General features: G+C 63.2%; 23 protein-coding genes. 14 read left to right on the plus strand and 9 right to left on the minus strand.

Annotated elements, in window-relative coordinates; translation table 11 throughout:
* Positions 1-2: 2 nt before the first annotated feature.
* Positions 3-1547 carry a DHA2 family efflux MFS transporter permease subunit gene (locus tag ABHF91_RS02680; RefSeq protein ID WP_409421939.1) on the plus strand — a complete coding sequence of 515 codons (1545 nt, stop codon included), beginning with the start codon at positions 3-5 and terminating at the stop codon, positions 1545-1547.
* 62 nt (positions 1548-1609) lie between these two features.
* On the opposite strand, the gene ABHF91_RS02685 is transcribed toward ABHF91_RS02680, so the two are convergent.
* The gene (locus ABHF91_RS02685) at positions 1610-1885 is read right to left on the minus strand and encodes an oxidative damage protection protein (RefSeq protein ID WP_409421940.1); all 276 of its coding nucleotides are present in this window, start codon (positions 1883-1885) and stop codon (positions 1610-1612) included.
* Positions 1886-1893: 8 nt separating this feature from the next.
* Positions 1894-2970, minus strand: coding sequence for an A/G-specific adenine glycosylase (mutY, locus tag ABHF91_RS02690; protein ID WP_409421941.1), 1077 nt, complete (start codon positions 2968-2970; stop codon positions 1894-1896).
* A gap of 193 nt (positions 2971-3163) precedes the next feature.
* Here mutY and ABHF91_RS02695 point away from each other — a divergent pair, with 193 nt between their 5' ends.
* The 4 genes from ABHF91_RS02695 (at position 3164) to ABHF91_RS02710 (ending at position 6298) form a co-directional block, all read left to right on the plus strand.
* Positions 3164-3694, plus strand: a complete 531-nt coding sequence (locus ABHF91_RS02695) for a DUF308 domain-containing protein (RefSeq protein ID WP_409421942.1) — start codon at positions 3164-3166, stop codon at positions 3692-3694.
* An 89-nt stretch (positions 3695-3783) separates the two neighbouring features.
* A complete protein-coding gene (trmB, locus tag ABHF91_RS02700; protein WP_409421943.1) occupies positions 3784-4500 on the plus strand; it encodes a tRNA (guanosine(46)-N7)-methyltransferase TrmB in 717 nt (238 codons plus the stop codon).
* Positions 4501-4516: 16 nt separating this feature from the next.
* Positions 4517-4849 (plus strand): 50S ribosome-binding protein YggL, encoded by a 333-nt coding sequence (locus tag ABHF91_RS02705; RefSeq protein WP_409421944.1) that lies wholly within the window; start codon positions 4517-4519, stop codon positions 4847-4849.
* A 120-nt stretch (positions 4850-4969) separates the two neighbouring features.
* Positions 4970-6298 carry an IS4 family transposase gene (locus tag ABHF91_RS02710; protein WP_409421945.1) on the plus strand — a complete coding sequence of 443 codons (1329 nt, stop codon included), beginning with the start codon at positions 4970-4972 and terminating at the stop codon, positions 6296-6298.
* A gap of 32 nt (positions 6299-6330) precedes the next feature.
* Here the strand turns inward: ABHF91_RS02710 and speE are convergent, their stop codons facing one another.
* From speE to ABHF91_RS02745, 7 genes are all read right to left on the minus strand, one after another.
* A complete protein-coding gene (gene speE, locus ABHF91_RS02715; RefSeq protein WP_409421946.1) occupies positions 6331-7221 on the minus strand; it encodes a polyamine aminopropyltransferase in 891 nt (296 codons plus the stop codon).
* A gap of 120 nt (positions 7222-7341) precedes the next feature.
* Positions 7342-7773 (minus strand): hypothetical protein, encoded by a 432-nt coding sequence (locus tag ABHF91_RS02720; protein WP_409421947.1) that lies wholly within the window; start codon positions 7771-7773, stop codon positions 7342-7344.
* A gap of 188 nt (positions 7774-7961) precedes the next feature.
* Positions 7962-9275 carry an outer membrane channel protein TolC gene (tolC, locus tag ABHF91_RS02725; protein WP_409421948.1) on the minus strand — a complete coding sequence of 438 codons (1314 nt, stop codon included), beginning with the start codon at positions 9273-9275 and terminating at the stop codon, positions 7962-7964.
* Positions 9276-9475: 200 nt separating this feature from the next.
* Positions 9476-10609: an ABC transporter permease gene (locus ABHF91_RS02730; protein WP_409421949.1), complete on the minus strand. Its 1134-nt coding sequence runs from the start codon at positions 10607-10609 to the stop codon at positions 9476-9478.
* Positions 10606-11535, minus strand: a complete 930-nt coding sequence (locus tag ABHF91_RS02735; RefSeq protein WP_409421950.1) for an ATP-binding cassette domain-containing protein — start codon at positions 11533-11535, stop codon at positions 10606-10608. The genes ABHF91_RS02730 and ABHF91_RS02735 overlap by 4 nt, the downstream gene beginning before the upstream one ends.
* 5 nt (positions 11536-11540) lie before the next feature.
* Complete coding sequence (locus ABHF91_RS02740; RefSeq protein WP_409421951.1) at positions 11541-12503, minus strand: HlyD family secretion protein; 963 nt, start codon at positions 12501-12503, stop codon at positions 11541-11543.
* On the minus strand, positions 12500-13174 hold the full coding sequence (locus ABHF91_RS02745; RefSeq protein WP_409421952.1) for a CerR family C-terminal domain-containing protein: 675 nt from the start codon (positions 13172-13174) through the stop codon (positions 12500-12502). Before ABHF91_RS02745 ends, ABHF91_RS02740 begins: the two co-directional genes overlap by 4 nt.
* 189 nt (positions 13175-13363) lie before the next feature.
* On the opposite strand from ABHF91_RS02745, the gene nudF reads away from it, so the two are divergent.
* From nudF to ABHF91_RS02790, 9 genes are all read left to right on the plus strand, one after another.
* On the plus strand, positions 13364-14005 hold the full coding sequence (gene nudF / locus ABHF91_RS02750; RefSeq protein ID WP_409421953.1) for an ADP-ribose diphosphatase: 642 nt from the start codon (positions 13364-13366) through the stop codon (positions 14003-14005).
* Positions 14002-14445 carry a DUF1249 domain-containing protein gene (locus ABHF91_RS02755; protein WP_409421954.1) on the plus strand — a complete coding sequence of 148 codons (444 nt, stop codon included), beginning with the start codon at positions 14002-14004 and terminating at the stop codon, positions 14443-14445. The genes nudF and ABHF91_RS02755 overlap by 4 nt, the downstream gene beginning before the upstream one ends.
* Positions 14446-14485: 40 nt before the next feature.
* The gene (gene cpdA / locus ABHF91_RS02760) at positions 14486-15307 is read left to right on the plus strand and encodes a 3',5'-cyclic-AMP phosphodiesterase (RefSeq protein WP_409421955.1); all 822 of its coding nucleotides are present in this window, start codon (positions 14486-14488) and stop codon (positions 15305-15307) included.
* A gap of 2 nt (positions 15308-15309) precedes the next feature.
* Positions 15310-15897 (plus strand): YqiA/YcfP family alpha/beta fold hydrolase, encoded by a 588-nt coding sequence (locus ABHF91_RS02765; RefSeq protein WP_409421956.1) that lies wholly within the window; start codon positions 15310-15312, stop codon positions 15895-15897.
* Between the two features lie 13 nt (positions 15898-15910).
* Positions 15911-17797, plus strand: coding sequence for a DNA topoisomerase IV subunit B (gene parE / locus ABHF91_RS02770; protein WP_409421957.1), 1887 nt, complete (start codon positions 15911-15913; stop codon positions 17795-17797).
* A gap of 123 nt (positions 17798-17920) precedes the next feature.
* Positions 17921-19249 (plus strand): IS4 family transposase, encoded by a 1329-nt coding sequence (locus ABHF91_RS02775; protein ID WP_409420458.1) that lies wholly within the window; start codon positions 17921-17923, stop codon positions 19247-19249.
* 198 nt (positions 19250-19447) lie between these two features.
* Entirely contained in the window at positions 19448-20020 is a 573-nt protein-coding gene (locus tag ABHF91_RS02780) for a DUF4136 domain-containing protein (RefSeq protein ID WP_409421958.1), read from the plus strand.
* Positions 20017-20502: a murein L,D-transpeptidase family protein gene (locus ABHF91_RS02785; RefSeq protein WP_409421959.1), complete on the plus strand. Its 486-nt coding sequence runs from the start codon at positions 20017-20019 to the stop codon at positions 20500-20502. Before ABHF91_RS02780 ends, ABHF91_RS02785 begins: the two co-directional genes overlap by 4 nt.
* 109 nt (positions 20503-20611) lie before the next feature.
* Complete coding sequence (locus ABHF91_RS02790; protein ID WP_409421960.1) at positions 20612-21538, plus strand: hypothetical protein; 927 nt, start codon at positions 20612-20614, stop codon at positions 21536-21538.
* Positions 21539-21587 lie beyond the last annotated feature (49 nt).

Here is a 21587-nt window from a genome sequence, read left to right on the forward strand (position 1 = left end):
TCATGCAAGCAAGCCATGCTGCGCCCAAGCCCCTCGAAGGGGGGGCGCTGGCGCTCCTGACCCTGGCCCTGGCCATGGCCACCTTCATGCAGGTGCTGGATACCACCATAGCCAACGTGGCCATCCCCACCATAGCCGGTAATCTGGGAGCCTCCTCCAGTCAGGGCACCTGGGTCATCACCTCCTTCGGGGTGGCCAACGCCATCTCCTTGCCGCTCACCGGTTGGCTGGCCAAGCGGGTGGGGGAGGTGAAGCTGTTCCTCTGGTCCATCACCCTGTTCGTGCTGGCCTCCTGGCTGTGCGGCATCTCCTCCAGCCTGGAGCTGCTGATCCTGTTCCGGGTCATTCAGGGGGCGGTGGCCGGCCCCATAGTGCCCCTGTCCCAGAGTCTGCTGCTGTCCAACTACCCGCCGCAAAAGCGCAGCCTGGCCCTGTCCCTCTGGTCCATGACGGTGATAGTGGCGCCCATCTTCGGCCCCATACTGGGGGGCTGGATCAGCGACAACTATCACTGGGGCTGGATCTTCTTCATCAACGTGCCGGTGGGGATACTGGTGTTCAGCCTGAGTCGCCGCCTGCTCAAGAATCGGGAAACCGTCACCGAGCGCAAGCCCATCGACGGGGTGGGACTCATGTTGCTGGTGCTGGGCATAGGTGCCCTGCAGCTGATGCTGGATAGAGGTCGGGAGCTGGATTGGTTCTCCTCCACCGAGGTGGTGACCCTGGCGGTGGTGGCCGTGATGGGCATCAGCCTGCTCATCGCCTGGGCCCTGACCGACGAGAACCCCATCGTGGATCTGAGCCTGTTCAAGCACCGCAACTTCGCCATCGGCGTGGGCTGCATCAGCCTGGCCTACCTGCTCTACTTCGGTACTGTGGTGCTGCTGCCCCAGCTGCTGCAGAGCTATCTGGGCTATACCGCCACCTGGGCGGGCATCGCCTCGGCTGTGGTGGGCATACTGCCGGTGTTCCTGTCGCCCTTAATTGGCAAGAACGCCCACCGGCTGGACATGCGGATGCTGGTGACCATCAGCTTCCTGGTGTACGCCGCCTGCTTCTATGCCCGCACCCGCTTCACGGTGCAGATGGACATCTGGGCCGTGGTCTGGCCCCAGTTCTGGCAGGGGGTGGCGGTGGCCTGTTTCTTCATGCCGCTGACCGCCATCGCCTTCGCCGGCTTGAAGCCCCACCAGCTGGCCAGCGCCGCCAGCCTGTCCAACTTCCTGCGCACCCTGTCGGGCTCGGTGGGGACCTCTCTCATCAGCGCCCTGTGGGACAGGCGTGAGGCGGTGCATCACGAGACCCTGACCCAGGCCATCAACGGCTACAACCCGGTGAGCGTGCAGGCCATGGATACCCTGCAGGGGCTGGGCATGAGTCAGGCCCAGAGCGGTGCCTATCTGGCCCAGGAGATCACCCGCCAGACCCATGTGATGGGCAGCAACGAGATCTTCGCCCTCTCCGCCTGCCTGTTTATCGTCATGACCGCCGTGGTCTGGCTGGCCAAGCCACCGTTCCATGCCGGTGGCGGCGGTGGTGAGCACTGACCCGCTAACGACAGAAGGCGCCTTGTGGCGCCTTCTGCTTATGTGTGCTCTGTGGTACCAGCCTATTTCTGCTCCGGCGGCACATAGCCCTCGATCTGCACCTCGCCTTCCTCGAACAGGTACTTGACCATCTCCGCCTGCAGCAGGGCTCTGTGCTCGGCATTCATCATGTTGAGCTTCTTCTCGTTGATCAGCATGGTCTGCTTCTTCTGCCATTCGCTCCAGGCTTCCTGGCTGATGTTGTCGAAGATGCGCTTGCCCAGCTCGCCGGGAATCAGCTGGAACGGCATGCCCGGGGCTTCTTTCTTCAGTCGTTGGCAAAAAACGGTGCGGCTCATGGGGCTCCTCACTTGAGTGTCAGTTCCGGGTAGGCCAGCAGCTTGACGGTGGCGGCGGAGAGCCCCACGCTGGCCGGTTGCTTGAGGTTATACCAAAGATGGTCGGCCCCCTCCAAATCCCCTTCCGCCACCTGGAGTGGCAGCGGTCGTGCCAGTCGAGCCAGCAGGGGCTGAATATCCAGGTGGAAGTGGCTGAAGGTATGACGAAACGGGGCCAGGGGGGTGAGCGAGCATTCACCCGCGCCGCGGCGGCCCAGCCAGGCCTGGGCCTCGGCCTCATCTGTGCATTCTGGGAAGCTGTAGAGCCCGCCCCACAGGCCGGCGGCGGGGCGCTGGGCCAGGTAGATTTCTTGGCCCTGCTGCAGGATCAGCAGGCAGACCTGGCGCACCGGCAGCTTGGCCTTCTTTGGCTTGGACCAGGGAAACTCCTCCGGTCGGCCCGTGGCGAGCCCCTGGCAGTCGCCCGCCAAGGGGCAGGCCTGGCACTGGGGCTTGCTGCGGGAACAGAGGCTGGCCCCCAGATCCATCATGGCCTGGTTGTACTGGGCCACCCCCTGCGCCGGCGTCAATTGGTCGGCCCACTGCCAGAGCCGCTGCTCCACCGCCTTCTCCCCCGGCCAGCCGGCCTGGGCCAGATGGCGAGTGAGCACGCGCTTGACGTTGCCATCCAGTATGGGATGGCGCTGCCCGAGGGAGAGGGAGAGGATGGCGCCGGCGGTGGAGCGGCCTATGCCCGGCAGGGCCATCACCTGCTCCAGGGTCTCAGGGAAGAGACCGCCATGCTCATCGCGCACCTGGCAGGCGGCCTGATGCAGGTTGCGGGCCCGGGCGTAGTAGCCCAGGCCGGTCCAGTGGTGCAGCACCTCATCCAGCGGCGCATCGGCCAGGGCGGTGACGCTGGGGAAGCGGGCCATGAAGCGCTCGTAGTAGGGGATGACGGTGGCCACCTGGGTCTGCTGGAGCATGATCTCCGACACCCAGACCCGGTAGGGGGTCTTGTCCTGCTGCCAGGGCAGGTGCTTGCGGCCGTCCCGCTCATACCAGGCCAGCAGCCGTTGGGAAAAGGAAAGTAAGGGATCACTCACAGGTTCAGGCATCCGCTTAAACAACAGGGCCGAGATTGCAGCACAGGGCCGCCCCGCTTGTAAACCGGCCAGCTTGTAGGGGTTTTTGACCGCCAAGCTGAACAGAGGGTGATCTTGTGAGCGACTGGCCTTGCCTTGGCGCCAAAAGGCGCTAGCGTAGTAACACTGCGATTGTGCAAAAGGAGCCTCTGGTATGTCCGAATCCCTAGTCATGACCCAAACCACCCGCCGCAATGCCCGCTTCATCGCTTTGGGCATGATGTTGCTGGGTTTTCTGGCCATAGTGCTGCCCTTCTATGTCGGTGTGGCCGCCGCCATGGTGCTGGGGGCCAGTATCGCCCTCACCGGGCTCTCCGGCCTGTGGATGAGCCGCCGGCTCAGCAAGGTGGGCTACGCCACCTGGGATCTGCCCTTCTGGGGCTATCTGGTCATCGGCATCCTGCTGCTGCTGTGGCCGCAGCTGACCCTGGGGCTGGCGGCCCTGCTGCTGGGGGCGTCGCTCATCCTTTCCGGCATCCTGGCCTGGCAGCGCAGCCAGGGGCAGGGCGGCTGGGCCAAGGTGACCAGCGTGCTGACCCTGATCCTGGGGATCCTGGTGGTGGGCTCCGGCGCCAGCGGGGTGGCCTGGCTCATCGGCGTGGCCTTTGGCCTCAGCCTGCTGCAACAGGGCTGGCAGCTGTGGCAGACGGTGTCCCGCACCCCTGTGGTATGGGAAGCGCGTTAGTGCCCTGGTGGCGATTTGCCGCCGCCGGGCTTGCGTCCGACGCCTATCTTTGGATAATTCCCACTTCTTTTTGTGCTTGAGAGAGAGTCATGAGCGAAAGCAACCCGCCGGAAACCAGCGAAGACGGTCAGTTTATGCGCCGTATTCGCAGCTTTGTACGCCGTGAGGGCCGCCTGACCAAGGGGCAGGAGCGTGCACTGGCCGAGTTGTGGCCCGTGATGGGGGTGGAGTTTGCGCCCCAACCGCTGGATCTGGCCGTTCTGTTTGGTCGTCAGGCTCCCGTGGTGCTGGAGATCGGCTTCGGCATGGGTGCCTCCCTGGTGGAGATGGCCAAGGCCGCCCCCGAGCTGAACTTCATCGGCATCGAGGTACACAGACCCGGGGTGGGGGCCTGCCTGTCCGCCGCCGAAGAGGCGGGGCTCAGCAACCTGCGGCTGTTCTGCCACGACGCCGTGGAGGTGCTGGAGCAGATGATCCCCGATGAGAGCATCGACACCCTGCAGCTGTTCTTTCCCGATCCCTGGCACAAGGCCCGCCACCACAAGCGCCGCATAGTGCAGCCGGCCTTCGTGCAGATGCTGCGGCCCAAGCTCAAGCAGGGTGGCCTGTTCCACATGGCCACCGACTGGCAGAACTATGCCGAGCATATGCTGGAGGTGATGAGCCAGGCCGAGGGCTTCGAGAATACCTCCGAGTTCGGCGACTATGTGCCGCGCCCGGATCAGCGCCCGCTGACCAAGTTCGAGCGGCGGGGCCATCGCCTGGGCCACGGGGTCTGGGATCTGATCTTCAAGCGAATCGCCTGAGCCACAAGGAGGCCATATGGCACAACGTAGTCGCCGCCTGCGCAAGAAGCTGCGGGTGGAGGAGTTTCAGGAACTGGGCTTCGAGCTGAACTGGCACTTCGCCGCCGGCACCGAGCCGCAGCAGGTGGATGCGGTGATTGATCGCTTCATCGCCGATCTCATCGAGCCCCGGGGTCTGGCCTTCGCCGGCTCGGGTTACCTGGCCTGGGAAGGCCTGGTCTGCACCCAGGCCATCGGCCGCTGCAGCGAAGCGGATCGCCAGGCGGTCGAGCAATGGCTCAGTGCCAACGGTGGCCAGGCCATCGAGGTGAGCCAGCTGTTCGACGTCTGGTACGGCGATCCGGCCTAAGCGCGGGCGCCGCACCACAAAAAACCACCCGACGGGTAATGCCGATCAGTTAAGGATCCATTGACCGATCCTCAGGCTGTGTAAAAATCCGAAACTCCTTGTTGGGTTTCGGATTTTTTTATGCGTATCGACCAAGCTCTCGACTTCATTCACGCCTGTCCTCCCGGAAAATTTGAGTCCCTGTCTGACTTGCTGTCACCTGAACTGGTGCAGGCTTGCCTGGCCGAGACAGGCTCGGTCTCCCTGCGCCGACGGCGCATACCCATGGAGCGAGTGCTGTGGGCCATTATCGGTATGTCCCTGTTTCGTCATGTCCCCATGGCCCAATTGGCCAACCAGCTAGATATCCTGTTACCTGGCGACCGGCCATTCGTCGTTCCCAGTGCCTTCATCCAAGCGCGCCAAAAACTGGCTGACCGAGCCGTTCAACAGGTGTTCCAGCAGACCGCTACGCTCTGGCATCAGCAGTGTCAGCACCCCACCTGGGCCGGTCTGCAGCTGCTGGCGGTGGATGGGGTGGTCTGGCGCACCCCCGATACCCAGGACAATGCCGGTGCCTTTGCCAAGTCGAAAACCGGCCAGGGCGAGACGCAGTATCCCCAGGTACGCATGTTGTGTCAGATGGAGCTGACCAGCCACCTGCTGACCCAGACCGTGATGGACTCCTGTGCGGTGAACGAGATGGTGCTGGCAGAGCAACTCATTGAAAAAACACCCGATAACAGCCTGACCCTGTTCGATAAGGGCTTCTACTCACTGGGATTGCTACACGCCTGGCAACGCCAGGGCGTGGCCCGTCACTGGCTTATTCCGCTGAAGAAGGGCACGCAATACGAGGTCATCCGCAAGCTGGGGCGGCAGGATGCGCTGGTACGTCTCACCGCCAGTCCGCAGGCCAAGAAGAAGTGGAGCGAGTTACCGGAGCAATTCGAAGCCCGGCTGCTGACCCGGACGGTGAATGGCAAGGAGCGCCAGGTGCTGACGTCGCTCACCGACCCGATGCGCTTCCCGGCCAGCGAGTTGATGGAGCTATACCAGAATCGCTGGGAAATCGAGCTGGGCTATCGGGAGATGAAACAGAGCCTGCAACAGCACAGGCTGACGCTGCGCAGCAAGAAACCCGATGGAGTAAGGCAGGAGCTATGGGGCTTGGTATTGGCCTATAACCTACTGAGATATCAGATGGTTAGAATGGCAGCGAGCTTAAAGGGCTATACGGCCAGCCAGCTGAGCTTTCACATGGCATCGGTGTATCTGCTGCATGAGCTCAGTTGCCTGCCGTTCGTATCACCGGGGAATATTCCAGCCCGCGTCGCCGACATGGACAAACAGGCGGAGCAGTTCAAGTTACCCGCCCGCCGAGAACGAAGTTATCCCAGGTGTGTCAAAGCCAAACCACAGAAGTATGCGACGAGAAAACCTAGTAAAAACAATGCCAGTCAGGCTTAACTGACTGGCATTACACCCGACGGGTGGTTTTTTTATGCCGGGCGTTCGGCGGGCAGCAGGCGGCGGACGAAGTTGGGCAGTGCCAGGGCGGCCACATGGGTGTCGCCGTTGTAGTAGTTGAGGCCGTCGATGCCGCGCTCGAGCAGCCGGCGCTCCACCTCGGCGCTGGTTAGGGCTTTGGGATCGGTTCGCTGGCTGGCGCAGGCCATGGCCCACAGGCCGCCATATAGGGCGATGGGCACCAGGATGAGCCGGACTATGGCGAACTGCTGCCGCAGGTCAGCCAGCAGTCGACTGACCCGTTGCGGCTGCCACTGGGGCGAGCCCAGGTGCAGGCTCAGCACCCCCTGCTCACCCAACAGCCGGGCGCAGTGGTTGAAGAAGGCCGGCTGGTAGAGGGGCGCGGCGAAGCCTTGGGGATCCGTGAGATCCAGCACCAGCAGGTCCACCTGTGCTTGGCTCTGCGCCACATAGGCCAGGCCATCGCCTATCTGCAGCCGCAGCCTGGGATCGTCGAAGGCCCCCTGATGCACGCTGGCAAAATAACGCTTGGCCATATCCACCACCTGGGCATCCAGTTCGCACACCACCAGGGAGGTCAGTTGGCGGTCCTTGAGCAGCTGACGGGCCGAGCCGCCGTCCCCGCCGCCGATCACCAGGGCCCGCCGCGGTGCCGGATGGCTGATGGCGGGCAGCAAGGCCAGGTTCTCATGGTAGAACCACTCGTCTGCCTCCGCGGTCATCAGGCAGCCATCCAGGCGGAACACCCGGCCGAACGCCGGGGTCTGCAGCACGTCGATCAGCTGATAGGGCGACTGAGTCTGCATCAGGGTCCGGTCTACCCGATATGCCAGGCCCAGATGCGGGGTCAGCCATTCGATCTGGGGCTGGGCTGCCGCAGGATCCGGTTTATCGATGGGCATCTGTTCCTCTCCTGCATTGTCTCTTGCAGCTGTCTGCCCGACTCACTTGGGCAAATGGGGTCGGCCCCAGAAAGTATAAGGCCGCCCAGCAAAGGCGGCCCCAGGGCGGATGCGGCGGCGTCAGTGTACCGCTACTGTCACACCGGACACCTGGTAGAGGGCCTGGGCCAGCCGGTCCTCGCCGAAGAATTGGCGCACCCCGTCCATGTCGTCCACTGTGACGGCCTGGTAGTGCTTCTCCTCGTCATCGATCAGGGTCATGCGCTGGCAGACGTACTTGTCGTTGCGGGTGCGGAACAGCTTGAGATAGGCCAGCCGGCGGCTGTCCTTGGCATGGCGCTCCTCCACGTTGGCGATCTGCCAGCCGAGGAAGATGATGTCCCGGGCGTTGTCCCGGCTGACGGTCTGCTCCATGGGCGCCGTCTCCTGGGCCTGGCACAGATCCGGTCGTTCCTTGATCAGGGATTCTTGATGATCCTGCTCGGTGACGGCATGCAGTGACCCCTTTCCCTGCACACCCAGCAGCTGTTGCAACGTAGTGAATAATTTCATGGCGATCCCCTGTCGTTTCTGGTTGGGTTTGTTAACCCCTTGTTATAGGCAAAGAAACGTTACTGGTTCTCAACCGGGCAAAACGGGAGCGGCTTCAAGGATCGGTGGAAATATCGCCAGTGGCAGAGGGAACTGTGAGGCGGGGCGCAAGGTGGATCGGGTGCCGGGATGGCACCCGATCCTGTCCGTCAGGCGGCGGGTTTCAGGCCCTGGTTGACGCTGACCAGATCATCCTCGGTGAGGGTGCCGGCGGTCTGCTTGATGGCCAGCCGGTTGAGGATGTAGTTGTAACGTGCGGTGGAGAGCTGCTGCTTGGCGGAGTAGAGGTTGCGGGTGGCATCCAGCAGATCCACTACGGTGCGGGTGCCCACCTCGTAACCGGCCCGGGTGGCGGTCAGGGCGCTCTCGGCGGAGATCACCGACTGCTGATAGGCCCGTACCGTGCCTATGCTGCCGTTCACGTCGTTGTAGTTGCGGTTCAGGGTGGCCTGCACATCCCGGAAGGTCTTCTCAAGGGATTCACTCGCCGCCACATAGTTGAACTGGGCCTGCTTGACCCGGGACTCTACCGCACCGCCCTGATACAGGGGCAGGTTGAAGGAGAGACCGACGCTGGCGGTGTTGAGGGTACCGTCCTGATAGGTGCCGCGGTTCCACTCGTAGTTGGTGTAGGCGCTGGAGAGACCGGCGGAGAGATCCAGGGTGGGTTCATGGCCGGTCTGGGCCAGATCGATCTGTTGCTTGGCGATCTCCTTGGCGATGCGTTGGCGGTGCAGGGAGAGGTTGCTGTCTTCGGCCAGCTTCATCCAGTGATCGGCATCCAGCTCCAGCGGGCTGGTGGCAAAGCGATCCGTGTTGAGGATGTCGAGGAACTTGTGCTCCATGCCGGTGAGCTGGCGCAGCCCTTCGTAGCTGTTGCTCAGGGCATTTTCCGCCACTATGACGTTGGCTTCTGCCAGGTCGAAGGCGGCCTTGGCCTCATGGACGTCCGTGATGGCGGACATGCCTACCTCGTAGCGTTGCTGGGTCTCGTCCAGCTGCCGCTTCAGGGCCTCCCGGTTGGCCTTGGAAAACTCCAGGGTGTCCTGGGCGGAGAGCACGGCGAAGTAGGCCTGGGCGCTGCGTACCATCAGGCCCTGCTGCTCGGCGTTGTAGGCCACGTCCGCCTGGGTGGCGACCTTGCTGCTGATATCGCTGTTGATCCAGTTGCTGCGGCGGTAGAGGGACTGGCTCAGGCCCAGGTTGCCTCCCAGGGTGGCCGCCGTGTTGGCATCGTGCTTGTCTGTCTTGCGATAGCCTGTGGTGGCACCCAGGTTGATCTGGGGCAGGCGGGCGGCATCGGTTTCGTTGATGGCCTCGAAGGCCCGATCACGCACCGCCTTGGACTCCAGCAGTTGGGGGTCTTTCTGCTGTGCCAGGTGATAGATGTCCAGCAGGTTGTCGGCGTGGGCCAGGCCTGAGGTGCCCAGCAGTACCAAGATGGAAATGAGGGTTTTCTTCATGATCTTGTGCGTCTCCAATTTACCCGTGATTGCCAGACCCGCTGTGGGAGATGCTGGCCAGCTCGGTCGTAAGAGCTAATAGTGCCTGTTAAATGTGGCAAAAACCATGTCGGATCAAGGCGGTCACCGACTTTTCTATCGCCGTTTTCCTTGCGTTAAGCCGCGGCCGGGTCGCTGCCAAGCATAGTCAGAGCCCGGACTCAATCCAAGGTGCGCCTGAATCGTTTGAGACCTATCAACAGCATTATCAGGATAAACAGCAGCAGTGGCCACAGATGTGGCCAGCTCTGGGCCAGATCGTTGCCCTTGAGCATGACGCCGCGGATCAGCCGCAGGAAGTGGGTCAGGGGCAGCAGCTCGCCGATCGCCTGGGCCCACTGGGGCATGCCACGGAACGGGAACATGAAGCCCGACAGCAGCATGGAGGGCAGAAAGAAGAAGAAGGTCATCTGCATGGCCTGGGTCTGGTTGCGGGCCACGCTGGAGATGGTGATGCCCACCACCAGGTTGGCGGCGATGAAGATGGAGACCCCCAGCAGCAGCAGGAGCGTGCTGCCGACGAAGGGCACCTGAAACAGCAGCTTGCCGGCCAGCAGGATCACCAGTACCTGCACCAGGCCGATGGCCACATAGGGCAGGATCTTGCCGGTCATCACCTCCAACGGGCGTATGGGCGTGGCCAGCAGGTTCTCCAGTGTGCCGCGCTCCAGCTCTCGGGTCACCGCCAGGGCGGTCATCATGATCATGGTCATGGTGAGTATGACCCCCATGAGGCCGGGAACTATGTTGTACTGGGTCAAGCCTTCCGGGTTGTAGCGGCGGTGGATGCGCAGCTCGAAGGGATCGTGCCGTTTGGGCTGGGCCAGCGGGCCCTTGAGATCTGCCTGCAGGGCCTGCTGGGTGAGCTGTTGCAGGGTGGCGATGGCGTTGGCGGTGGCGGTGGGGTCGGTGGCGTCGGCATCCACCTGCAGCACGGGTGACTCACCTCGCTGCAGGCTCCGGGAGAAGCCGGCGGGAATGATGACGGCAAACTGCACCTCGCCGCTGGCCAGCAGCCGGTCCGCTTCGGCATCGCCGTGCTGACCGGGCAGCAGGCGGAAGTACTGGCTGTTCTCCAGCGCCGTGCTCAGGCTGCGGCTGAAGGGGGTCTGTTCGTGGGCCACCAGCAGGGTGGGCAGCTGCTTGGGATCGCCGTTGATGGCGTAGCCGAACAAAGTCAGCTGGATCAAGGGGATGCCCAGCATCATGGCGAAGGTCAGGCGATCCCGGCGCAGCTGCAGCAGCTCCTTGATCACCATGGCCCACAGGCGGTTGGCCCACTCCGGCAGTCTCATGCTGACTCCTCGCTGAAGTTGTCTCTGGCCTGGTTCATCAGGGCGATAAACAGATCCTCCAGGGCGGTGGCCACCGGCTGCCAGGCCTGGCCCTGGGCCTGCAGCTGCGCCAGCAAAGGGGCTATCTGTTCTGGCTGGCGGCTGCTCAGGTGCAGGGCGTTGCCAAACCGGGTCACCAGGGCCACGCCGGGCTGGGATTCCAGCCAGCGAGCCAGCTCCGCCGGCGCCTGGGCCAGGCGCCAGGTGCTGAAGCCGCTTTGCCGGATCAGCTCATCTGGGGTGCCGCAGGCCAGCAGGTGGCCGTAGGCTATGTAGCCCAGGCGGTGGCAGCGCTCCGCCTCGTCCATGTAGTGGGTGGAGACCAGCACCGTCATGCCTTCGTGGGTCAGCTGGCCTATCTCCTCCCAGAACTCGCGGCGGGCCTTGGGATCCACCCCGGCGGTGGGTTCGTCCAGCAGCAGCAGCCTGGGCTGGTGGATGAGGCAGGCGGACAGGGCCAGACGCTGCTTCCAGCCACCGGACAGGCTGCCCGCCAGCTGGTGACGCCGGCCGGTCAGTCCCAGTCGGGCCAGGGTCTCCAGCGCCAGGGCCTTGGGTCTGGGCAGCTGGTAGAGGCGGGCGATGAACTCCAGGTTCTCCTGCAGGGTCAGATCGTCATACAGGCCGAACTTCTGGGTCATGTAGCCCACCTGACGCTTGATCTGGGCCGACTGGCGCACTATGTCGAAGCCCAGGGTGTGGCCCTGGCCCTCATCCGGCGTCAGCAGGCCGCACATCATGCGGATGGAGGTGGTCTTGCCGCTGCCGTTGGGACCGAGGAAGCCGTAGATCTCGCCGGGCCTGACCTGCATGTCCAGCTTGTCCACCACCGTCTTGTCACCAAAGCGCTTGGTGAGCCCCTGCACATCGATGATCCAGTCAGTCATGGCGTTCACCCGGCCGGCTCGAGATAGACATCCAGCGGCTGGCCCGGTCGCAAGGTGCCGGTCTGCAGCGGCTTGGCCTCCACCAGGAACACCAGCTTGGCGCGGTTGGCCTGGCTGTAGATGACCGGCGGCGTGAACTCCGCCTCGCTGGCGATGTGGCTGATGCGGGCGTCCAGCTTACCCTCACAGGCATCACAGCCTACCTGGATGGTTTGCCCGGGCTTCAGCCGGCTGAGCCGATCCTGGGGTACGAAGAAGCGGATCTTGACGCCGTCATCGGGCAACAGGTTCAGCACGGGTTCCCCCGCCGGTACCCATTCGCCGACCCGGAACAGTATTTCGTCCACCTGGGCCCGGCTGTGGGCCTGCTGCTGGCGCTGGGCCAGCTGCCAGCTGTCCTGCTGCACCTGGGCGGCGGCGGCTTGGGTGGCCGCCTTGGCCGCCTGCAAGGCATCGGGACGCCCCGCCAGCTGGCCCACCGCCAGCTGGGCCTGCAGGTTGCGCACCTGGGCCTCGGCGGTCTCCTGCCGGGTGCGGCTGTCATCCAGATTGGCCTGGCTGCTGAAGCCCTGGCGGCGCAGGCTGGTCTGGCGTTCATGATCCCGGCGGGCCTGACGCAGTTCGGCCTGGGCCGATTCCAGTTGGGCCTGCAGGGCGGCTATCTCCTCGGTTCTGAGTCCCTTGGTGAGATCGGTCAGCTGAGCCTGCCGCTGGGCCAGCAGGGCCTGACTGGCCGCCAGGGCCGCCTGCTGGGGCTCGGCCTCCAGGGCGAACAGCAGCTGATCGGGTTGAACCTCATCGCCTTCCTTGACCGGCAAGCTAAGCAGGCGGCCGCCGCTGGGGGCCGCCACCTGGACAAAATCCGCCTCGGCATAGCCGGGCAAGGGGGCCTGGTCCTGGGGCTGGCAGCCGGTCAGCCACAGCAGGGGCAGCAGGGGCATTAGGGACGGTAGGGGGGCAGGCTTCATGCAGATTCTCCTGGGGCATTCAGGCTGGCCTTGATGGCCTGCAGGCCCGCCCAGCTGAAGGTGACGAGATGACGGTCGATCTCTTCGAGCCAGTGATCGGCCTCATAGAGCTGCGGCGCCAGGCTGTTGGCCAGGGGACGGGCCATCACATAGCACATGCATTGGCCGAACAGGCTCAGCAGGCAGCGCACCTGGGTCTCATGGCTGGCGGTGGGGCCCAGCACCTCCTGCAGCAGAGCCAGTATGACCTTCGCCTGGGGCAGGCTGAACTGCTGGAACATCACATCCAGCGCCGGTGTCGGGTTGGCCAGCTCCCGCAACATCAGCTGGGCCAGACGACACTCATTGCTGTCGTCCAGCATGCGCAGCACCAGGCCGTGGATGGCGAAGGCGAAACGCTGCTCCAGGGACTGATTGGGCTCGTCTGATGCGAGCGAGGCCCGGGCCAGGGCCAAGTCGCCATGATGGCGCAGCACCGCCAGGTAGAGCCCTTCCTTGCCGCCGAAGTGATAGTTGATGGCGGAGAGGCGGACCCCGGCCAGCTCGGCGATCTCCTTGACTCGGGCGGCGCGAAACCCTTCCGCCAGGAACACCCGGGTGGCGGCGCGGATCAGCTGCTGACGGGTCTCTTCTCCGCCGCTGTGGTTGGGGAACTGGCTTGTTTGAAACATGTCTGGCGCTCCAGAGCGAATTTTAGAAAAACTTTATGAAAAAAGTTTTCTAAATGCAAGCCCAGCCGAGGTGCCAGGTCGGGATTTGCCCGCCAGCCGGCGCTTTATGGCCCTTGGCTATTGTTCCTGACCGGGGGAGGGGTTAGTCTGCCGATTCCCTAGCTTGTTACCCTTTTTCCCGGAGGCGCCATGTCCCCCGCTTTGCCATTGGCTCAGGATGAGCAGTTTGGTCGCGACGACGTTGAGGTGAGCGAATGCACCCCTTGCTTCAAGGGGTTCTTTCGCGTCAATCGTTACCTGCTGCGTCACCGCCTGTTTGCCGGTGGCTGGAGTCAGGTGCTGAGCCGGGAGCTGTTCGAGCGCGGTCACGCCGCGGCGCTGCTGCCCTATGATCCGGTGCGGGATCAGGTGGTGCTGCTGGAGCAGTTCCGCATCGGTGCCCTGGAGACCAGCCCCACCCCCTGGCTGCTGGAGCTGGTGGCCGGCATCATAGAGCCCGGTGAGGCCCCGGCAGAGGTGGTGCAACGGGAGGCCATGGAAGAGGCGGGCCTGACCCTGGGCAAGGTGGAGAAGGCGCTGAGTTATCTCGTCAGCCCGGGGGGCACCACGGAGCGCATCGATGTGTTCGTGGGGCAGGTGGATGCCAGTCTGGCGGCAGGCCTGCACGGCCTGGCCGAGGAGGGCGAAGACATCCGCCTGCACGTGGTGAGCCGGCAGCAGGCCTACCGCTGGGTGGAGGAGGGGCGCATCGACAACGCCGCCAGTGTCATCGCCCTGCAATGGCTGCAGCTGCATCATGATGCTCTGCTGCAACGTTGGGCCACCTCATGAGTCTGCTGCGGCGCCATGTCCCGGATCTGCAGGCCCTGCAACGGGTCTGTGAGACCAATTACATGGGCCTGATGAAGCTGCTGCCCCGCCAGTGGCAAACCGGCGACAGCCACCAGTTTGCGGCGGCCGATGGCCTGCATTATCGACTCACGTTGCTGGAGACGGCGCCTTATACCACCTTGGTGGAGATCGCCCAGCGAAACGAACATTTTCCCGAGTATTTGCGGGCCCATATGCGGGTGCGCCTGTACCATGATGCTCGCATGGCCGAAGTGTGTGTCAGTCAGCAGATTTGCCGGCTGCAGCCAAGCTATGATTATCCCAATGCCCAGATGCATCAACGGGATGAAAAAGAACAATGCAACCATTTCCTGGCCGATTGGTTGCGTTTTTGTCTGGCTCATGGTTACGGTACGCTGACGCTGCCCTGTGCCGGGTAACGCCCTGATTAAATGATGACAACCCAAGAAGTTGATTGATTTGGATACCGTTTCTCTCTCGCCAGCCCATGACGCCGTGGTGCGCCTGCTTCAGATTTCCGATCCTCATCTCTACGCGGAGGAGGATGGTCGCCTGTTGGGGGTGCGTACCGCCGACAGCTTCAAGGCCGTGATCAAGGCCATCGTCGATCAGAAGCTCTCCTTTGACTTGGTGCTGGCCACCGGCGATCTCTCCCAGGACTACTCTGCCGGCTCCTATCAGAGGTTTGCCGAGGCGGTTCGTCCCCTGGGCAAGCCGCTGTTCTGGCTGCCGGGCAACCATGACGACGGTCCCCTGATGCGCAACGTCATGCCGGAGGTGGGCATCAGCAACGCCCGGCAGATACTGCTGCCCCATTGGCAGGTGATCATGCTGGACACCCAGGTCTACGGGGTGCCCCATGGCTGGATCAAGCCGGATCAGCTGAGCTTCCTGGAACAGTGCCTGGCCTCAGAGCCGGATCGCTTTGCCCTGATCTGCCTGCATCATCACTGCCACCCGGTAGGCTGCGGCTGGCTGGATCAGCACGATTTGAAAAACGCCAACCACCTGCTGGATCTGCTGGCCCGCTATCCCAGGAGCCGGTTGGTGTTGGGCGGCCATGTGCATCAGGAGTACGATCGGGTGCACAACGGCATTCGCTTCCTGACCTCGCCCTCCACCTGCATCCAGTTCATGCCCGGCTGCAACGACTTTACCCTGGATGATGCCGGCCCCGGCTGGCGTCATCTGCAGCTGTACGCCGACGGCCATGTGGCGACTCAGGTCTGGCGGCTGCCCACCGGCAGCTTCCTGCCCGAGGCCTTCGCCACCGGCTACTAGCCATGGCCCATACCCTCATCTATCTGCACGGCTTTCACTCCTCGCCGGGTTCCCTCAAGGCCCGGCAGATGGGGGCCTATCTGCAGGCCCAACATCCAGAGCTGCACTATCAGGTGCCCACCCTGCCGGATCTGCCGTTGCCGGCCTGGCAGGCGGTGAGCCGCTGCGTGGAGGCGGCGCAGGCGCAGGGGACTGTGGGGGTGTTGGGCAGCTCCATGGGCGGCTTCTGGGCCACCCGGGTGGCGGAGCAGTACGGCCTGCCGGCGGTGGTGATCAATCCCGCGGTGCGGCCGGATCGTCTGATGTCCAGCCATTTTCTCGGGGATCAGTGCAATCCTCACACCGGGGTGCAGTATCATCTGGGGACCGAGCAGGTGGACGAGCTGGCCGCCTTCTGTTGTGCCGAGCTAACCCATCCGGAGCGGCTCTGGCTGTTGCAGCAGCAGGGCGACGAGCTGCTGGATTACCGCCAGGCCCTGGCGCTGTATGCCGACTGCCGGGTGACACTGGAGCCCGGTGGTAGCCATGCCTTCGAAGGGTTTGAGCGTTACTGCCCCGCGATCGTAGAATTCCTCGCATTACCCCGTTAAGAAGAGCCTTGCCATGAGCAATCAATATACCGCCGAGTCCATTGAGGTCTTAAACGGCTTGGAGCCGGTGCGGCGGCGCCCCGGCATGTACACGGACACCAGCCGACCCAATCACCTGGGTCAGGAAGTCATCGACAACAGCGTGGATGAGGCCCTGGCCGGCCATGCCAGCCGGGTGGAGGTGATACTGCACCCGGATCACTCGTTGGAGGTGATCGACGATGGCCGCGGCATGCCGGTGGATATCCACCCCGAGGAAGGGGTGCCGGCGGTGGAGCTGATCCTGTGCAAGCTCCACGCCGGGGGTAAGTTCTCCAACCAGAACTACCAGTTCTCCGGCGGTCTGCACGGGGTGGGGATCTCGGTGGTGAACGCCCTGTCCAAGCGGGTGGAGGTCACCGTCAAGCGGGACGGTCAGGTCTACGAGATGGCCTTCGAGCAGGGCGACAAGGTCTCGGATCTCACCATCACCGGCACCTGCGGCCGGCGGGTGAGCGGCACCCGGGTGCACTTCTGGCCGGAGGAGCGCTACTTCGATTCCCCCAAGTTTTCCGTGCCGCGGCTCATCCACATTCTCAAGGCCAAGGCGGTGCTCTGCCCCGGGCTGGCCATCCGCTTCGAGGACAAGACCAGCGATCAGGTGCACGAGTGGTGCTATCAGGACGGCCTCAAGGATTACCTGTGCGACACCGTCAAGGAGTCGCTGATCCTGCCGGATCCGCCCTTCGTGGGTAGCTTCCACGCCGAGTTTTCGGCGGTGGACTGGGCCCTGTGCTGGCTGCCGGAGGGGGGCGACTCATTGGCGGAGTCCTACGTCAACCTGATCCCCACCATCCAGGGGGGCACCCACGTCAACGGGTTGCGCCAGGGCCTGCTGGATGCCATGCGGGAGTTCTGTGAATTCCGCAACCTGCTGCCCCGTGGCGTCAAGCTGACGCCGGAAGACATCTGGGAGCGCTGCGCCTACATACTGTCGGTGAAGATCCAGGATCCCCAGTTTGCCGGCCAGACCAAGGAGCGGCTCTCCTCGCGGCAGTGTGCCGCCTTCGTCTCCGGGGTGGTGAAGGATGCCTTCAGCCTCTGGCTCAACGCCCATACTGAGCTGGCCGAGCAGCTGGCGGAGCTGTGCATCAGCTCGGCCCAGCGCCGGCTGCGGGCCGCCAAGACGGTGGTGCGCAAGAAGGTGGTACAGGGGCCGGCCCTGCCGGGCAAGCTCACCGACTGTGCCTGTTCCGACCCCATGCAGGGTGAGCTGTTTCTGGTGGAAGGGGACTCGGCCGGTGGCAGCGCCAAGCAGGCGCGAGATCGGGAGTTCCAGGCCATCATGCCGCTGCGGGGCAAGATCCTGAACACCTGGGAGGTGGATGGCAGCCAGGTGCTGGCCTCCCAGGAGGTGCATGACATCTCGGTGGCCATAGGTCTGGATCCGGACAGCGACGATCTGTCTGACTTGCGCTACGGCAAGGTGTGCATACTGGCGGATGCCGACTCGGACGGCCTGCACATCGCCACCCTGCTGTGCGCCCTGTTCCTCAAGCACTTCAAGCCGTTGGTGGCCAGGGGCCATGTCCATGTGGCCATGCCGCCCCTGTTTCGCATCGACCTGGGCAAGGAGGTCTACTACGCCCTGGACGAGGCAGAGAAGGAGGGGATACTGGAGCGGCTCAAGGCCGAGAGCAAGCGCGGTACCCCCCAGGTGACCCGCTTCAAGGGGCTGGGGGAGATGAATCCCAAGCAGCTGCGGGAAACCACCATGGATCCCAATACCCGCCGCTTGGTGCAGCTGACCCTGGAGGATGCCGAGCAATCCCTGCAACTGATGGACATGCTGCTGGCCAAGAAGCGCTCCTCGGATCGGCGGGAGTGGCTGGAGACCAAGGGCAACCTGGCGATCCTCTAGCGCCGGCTTTACCAACAGAAGAGCGGGGCCGTGGTGGCCCTAATGCCGATCAGTTAAGGATCCATTGACCGATCCTCAGGCTGTGTAAAAATCCGAAACTCCTTGTTGGGTTTCGGATTTTTTATGCGCATCGACCAAGCTCTCGACTTCATTCACGCCTGTCCTCCCGGAAAATTTGAGTCCCTGTCTGACCTGCTGTCACCTGAACTGGTGCAGGCCTGCCTGGCCAAGACAGGCTCGGTCTCCCTGCGTCGACGGCGCATGCCCATGGAGCGGGTGCTGTGGGCCATTATCGGTATGTCCTTGTTTCGTCACGTCCCCATGACCCAATTGGCCAACCAGCTCGATATCCTGTTACCCGGCGACCGGCCATTCGTCGTTCCCAGTGCCTTCATCCAGGCGCGCCAAAAACTGGCTGACCGAGCCGTTCAACAGGTGTTCCAGCAGACCGCTACGCTCTGGCATCAGCAGTGTCAGCACCCAACCTGGGCCGGCTTGCAGCTGCTGGCCGTCGATGGGGTGGTCTGGCGCACCCCCGATACCCAGGACAATGCCGGTGCCTTTGCCAAGTCGAAAACCGGCCAGGGCGAGACGCAGTATCCCCAGGTACGCATGCTGTGTCAGATGGAGCTGACCAGTCACCTGCTGACTCAGACCGTGATGGACTCCTGTGCGGTGAACGAGATGGTGCTGGCAGAGCAACTCATTGAAAAAACACCCGATAACAGCCTGACCCTGTTCGATAAGGGCTTCTACTCACTGGGATTGCTACACGCCTGGCAATGCCAGGGCGTGGCGCGTCACTGGCTTATTCCGCTGAAAAAGGGCACGCAATACGAGGTCATCCGCAAGCTGGGGCGGCAGGATGCGCTGGTACGGCTCACCGCCAGTCCGCAGGCTAAGAAGAAGTGGAGCGAGTTACCGGAGCAGCTCGAAGCCCGGCTGCTGACCCGGACGGTGAATGGCAAGGAGCGCCAGGTGCTGACGTCGCTAACCGACCCGATGCGCTTCCCGGCCAGCGAGTTGATGGAGCTATACCAGAATCGCTGGGAAATCGAGCTGGGCTATCGGGAGATGAAACAGAGCCTGCAACAGCACAGGCTGACGCTGCGCAGCAAGAAACCCGATGGAGTAAGGCAGGAGCTATGGGGCTTGGTATTGGCCTATAACCTGCTGAGATATCAGATGGTTAGAATGGCGGCGAGCTTAAAAGGCTATACGGCCAGCCAGCTGAGCTTTCACATGGCATCGGTGTATCTGCTGCATGAGCTCAGTTGCCTGCCGTTCGTATCACCGGGGAATATTCCAGCCCGCGTCGCCGACATGGACAAACAGGCGGAGCAGTTCAAGTTACCTGCCCGCCGAGAACGAAGTTATCCCAGGTGTGTCAAAGCCAAACCACAGAAGTATGCGACGAGAAAACCTAGTAAAAACAATGCCAGTCAGGCTTAACTGACTGGCATTAGCCGTGGTGGCCCCGTTTTTTTGTTGCGGGTGTTGGTGACCGCCAAGCCGACACGCTGTCGCCATGGCCATCCGCGGCGGCTTGCGCGGGCCAGATATGAGCCCAGCGTTAACCTTTGGCGAGGGGAGATGGCGACTTTTGGAGGGCGCTGCTAGAGTTGGTGCGTCTATTTGCCGGAGAGAGCCATGACCAAGTCACTGCCCGCTATCATGTTGTTTTCCTTACTGACTGCCTGCCAGTCTGTTCCGCCTGCCCAGGAGATGCCCAGCTCCCTGCCGCTGGTGGTGGTCTCTGGTGGCCTGCAGGGGGAACTGGCGGCCGAGCCGAGCTTTGCGGTGGCGAACCAGGGCAACCATGTCTGGCTGACGGACTCCTCTGCGGCGGAGAAGGCGGAGGCCAGGATCAGCCTGCTGCTGACCCAGCGCATGATAGAGGCGGGGCTGCCCATCACCGCCAGTGAGCAGGCCCGCTACCTGTTTCGTTTCGAGCTGGGTAGCGACACGCTGCTGAGCGACGCCGATCTGCAGCAACGCTGGGGGCTCAACCCCGGCTATGCCGGCAGCAGTCGCTATCCCAAGGGGGCCATGGTGCTGGATCTGGTGGATAGCCAGACGGGGCGCTCGGTCTGGCGTGGGGCTGTGCAGAGCGATGTGATGCCCGCCAGCCTGGATCCGACGCAGCGCGAGGCGCGCATGGCCCGCATCCTGGATCAGCTGTTGGGCCAGCTGAAACGGCAATTCCCGGCCAGCGGTCTATGAGGGGACTGGGCCTGCTGCTGCTGTTGTGCAGCCTGCCGTTGCGGGCCGCCTGGTTTATTCCGCCGGACGTGGACCTCATAGTGGTGGAGAAGGCCCGCCACAGCCTGATCCTCTATCACCAGGGCCAAGTCATCAAACGCTACTGGATTGCCCTGGGGCCCAATCCTTTGGGCCACAAGCTGCAGCAGGGGGATGGCCGAACCCCGGAGGGGCGCTACACCATAGATGCCCGGCGGCCCCAATCCCGCTTCTACAAGGCGTTGCACATCTCCTATCCCAATGCTGTGGACCGCCGCACCGCCAAGGCCCGCGGCGTGCAGCCGGGGGGGGATATCCTGATCCACGGCCAGCCCAACGGCAGCGAGGATCTGGGGGTGCAGTCCTCCGCCTGGACCAATGGCTGCATCGGCCTGCTCAACGGCGACATGGACGAGCTGTGGCAGGTGGTGGCGGTGGGCACGCCCATAGAGATACGGCCGTAAAGCCCTGACACCCCTGTCACCCTTTGTCACAACTTAGCCTGCCTGCGACATAGTTCTGCGACAGCCCTCTTCCATACTCAGATCACATCGAAAGAGGAGGAGACTCATCATGAAGAAACAACTGACTGCACTGCTGGTTCTGAGCGTATTGACCGGGGGCTCCTTGGCCTGGGCTGTGGATCAGGCGCCGACCGCCACCCAGCCCCGCGGCCCGGCCCTGTTCCAGCAGGCGGACGCCGATAAGGATGGCAAGCTGAGCCCAGCCGAGTTTGCCACCCTGCAAAAACTGCATCAGGCCCGGCTGGCGCAGCTGGAGGCCAAGTTGCCCAAGTTCGCCGAGCTGGATACCAAGAAACAAGGCTACATCACCCGGGACGAATGGCGTTCTGCCATGGCGAGCCAGTGGGGCAAGGCCCGTGATGGCCGGGCACCACAACAAGGCGAGCGAGGGGACGCCTTCCAGCGTGGTTACATGCTGGGCCAGGTAGACAAGGACGGTAACGGCCAGTTGAACAAGGCCGAGTATGAGGCCCTGCGCAAGCTGCAGAGCGACCACCTGGCCCAGATGGAACAGCGTCTGGCACAGCGCCAGGCCCAACTGCCCACCTTCGAGCAGCTGGACTCCGGCAAGCAGGGCTACATCACCCTGGATCAGCTGCGCCATGCCCATCAGGCCATGATGGATGATGATGACGATGATATGCCTTATGGCATGGGCATGGGGCGTGGTTATGGCCCCATGATGGACGATGATGACATGCCCCGTGGCATGGGTTATGGCCATCGCCATGGCGGTTGCGGCGGTGGTTATCAGGGCAAGGGTCAACCAGGCAATAACCTCTTTGACCAGGCTGATAAGGATGGCAATGGCAAGCTGAGTGCCGCCGAATACGACACCCTGCTCAAGCTGCATCAGGAGCGCATGAGTGCCCGTCAGGCGGCCAAGGGCGATTTCAAGACTCTGGATCGCAATGGGGATGGTTTCATCACTCCCGATGAGCTGCGTGGTGCCCGCCCGGCCGCCGCCCAGAATTGATGCCGAGTGTGCGAAAACCAAAAGGCCCGTCAGGGCCTTTTTGCTGTCT

It is taken from the genome of Pseudaeromonas aegiceratis (assembly GCF_046254905.1).
Taxonomy (GTDB): Bacteria; Pseudomonadota; Gammaproteobacteria; order Enterobacterales; family Aeromonadaceae; genus Pseudaeromonas; species Pseudaeromonas aegiceratis.

What these genes read in the sequence shown, in the direction of transcription:
- ABHF91_RS02680 (WP_409421939.1), top strand. Translation starts at nt 3, where the DNA reads ATGCAAGCAAGCCATGCTGCGCCCAAGCCCCTCGAAGGGGGGGCGCTG.
- ABHF91_RS02685 (WP_409421940.1), bottom strand. Translation starts at nt 1,885, where the DNA reads ATGAGCCGCACCGTTTTTTGCCAACGACTGAAGAAAGAAGCCCCGGGC.
- ABHF91_RS02695 (WP_409421942.1), top strand. Translation starts at nt 3,164, where the DNA reads ATGTCCGAATCCCTAGTCATGACCCAAACCACCCGCCGCAATGCCCGC.
- trmB (WP_409421943.1), top strand. Translation starts at nt 3,784, where the DNA reads ATGAGCGAAAGCAACCCGCCGGAAACCAGCGAAGACGGTCAGTTTATG.
- ABHF91_RS02705 (WP_409421944.1), top strand. Translation starts at nt 4,517, where the DNA reads ATGGCACAACGTAGTCGCCGCCTGCGCAAGAAGCTGCGGGTGGAGGAG.
- ABHF91_RS02710 (WP_409421945.1), top strand. Translation starts at nt 4,970, where the DNA reads ATGCGTATCGACCAAGCTCTCGACTTCATTCACGCCTGTCCTCCCGGA.
- speE (WP_409421946.1), bottom strand. Translation starts at nt 7,221, where the DNA reads ATGCCCATCGATAAACCGGATCCTGCGGCAGCCCAGCCCCAGATCGAA.
- ABHF91_RS02720 (WP_409421947.1), bottom strand. Translation starts at nt 7,773, where the DNA reads ATGAAATTATTCACTACGTTGCAACAGCTGCTGGGTGTGCAGGGAAAG.
- tolC (WP_409421948.1), bottom strand. Translation starts at nt 9,275, where the DNA reads ATGAAGAAAACCCTCATTTCCATCTTGGTACTGCTGGGCACCTCAGGC.
- ABHF91_RS02730 (WP_409421949.1), bottom strand. Translation starts at nt 10,609, where the DNA reads ATGAGACTGCCGGAGTGGGCCAACCGCCTGTGGGCCATGGTGATCAAG.
- ABHF91_RS02735 (WP_409421950.1), bottom strand. Translation starts at nt 11,535, where the DNA reads ATGACTGACTGGATCATCGATGTGCAGGGGCTCACCAAGCGCTTTGGT.
- ABHF91_RS02740 (WP_409421951.1), bottom strand. Translation starts at nt 12,503, where the DNA reads ATGAAGCCTGCCCCCCTACCGTCCCTAATGCCCCTGCTGCCCCTGCTG.
- ABHF91_RS02745 (WP_409421952.1), bottom strand. Translation starts at nt 13,174, where the DNA reads ATGTTTCAAACAAGCCAGTTCCCCAACCACAGCGGCGGAGAAGAGACC.
- nudF (WP_409421953.1), top strand. Translation starts at nt 13,364, where the DNA reads ATGTCCCCCGCTTTGCCATTGGCTCAGGATGAGCAGTTTGGTCGCGAC.
- ABHF91_RS02755 (WP_409421954.1), top strand. Translation starts at nt 14,002, where the DNA reads ATGAGTCTGCTGCGGCGCCATGTCCCGGATCTGCAGGCCCTGCAACGG.
- ABHF91_RS02765 (WP_409421956.1), top strand. Translation starts at nt 15,310, where the DNA reads ATGGCCCATACCCTCATCTATCTGCACGGCTTTCACTCCTCGCCGGGT.
- parE (WP_409421957.1), top strand. Translation starts at nt 15,911, where the DNA reads ATGAGCAATCAATATACCGCCGAGTCCATTGAGGTCTTAAACGGCTTG.
- ABHF91_RS02775 (WP_409420458.1), top strand. Translation starts at nt 17,921, where the DNA reads ATGCGCATCGACCAAGCTCTCGACTTCATTCACGCCTGTCCTCCCGGA.
- ABHF91_RS02780 (WP_409421958.1), top strand. Translation starts at nt 19,448, where the DNA reads ATGACCAAGTCACTGCCCGCTATCATGTTGTTTTCCTTACTGACTGCC.
- ABHF91_RS02785 (WP_409421959.1), top strand. Translation starts at nt 20,017, where the DNA reads ATGAGGGGACTGGGCCTGCTGCTGCTGTTGTGCAGCCTGCCGTTGCGG.
- ABHF91_RS02790 (WP_409421960.1), top strand. Translation starts at nt 20,612, where the DNA reads ATGAAGAAACAACTGACTGCACTGCTGGTTCTGAGCGTATTGACCGGG.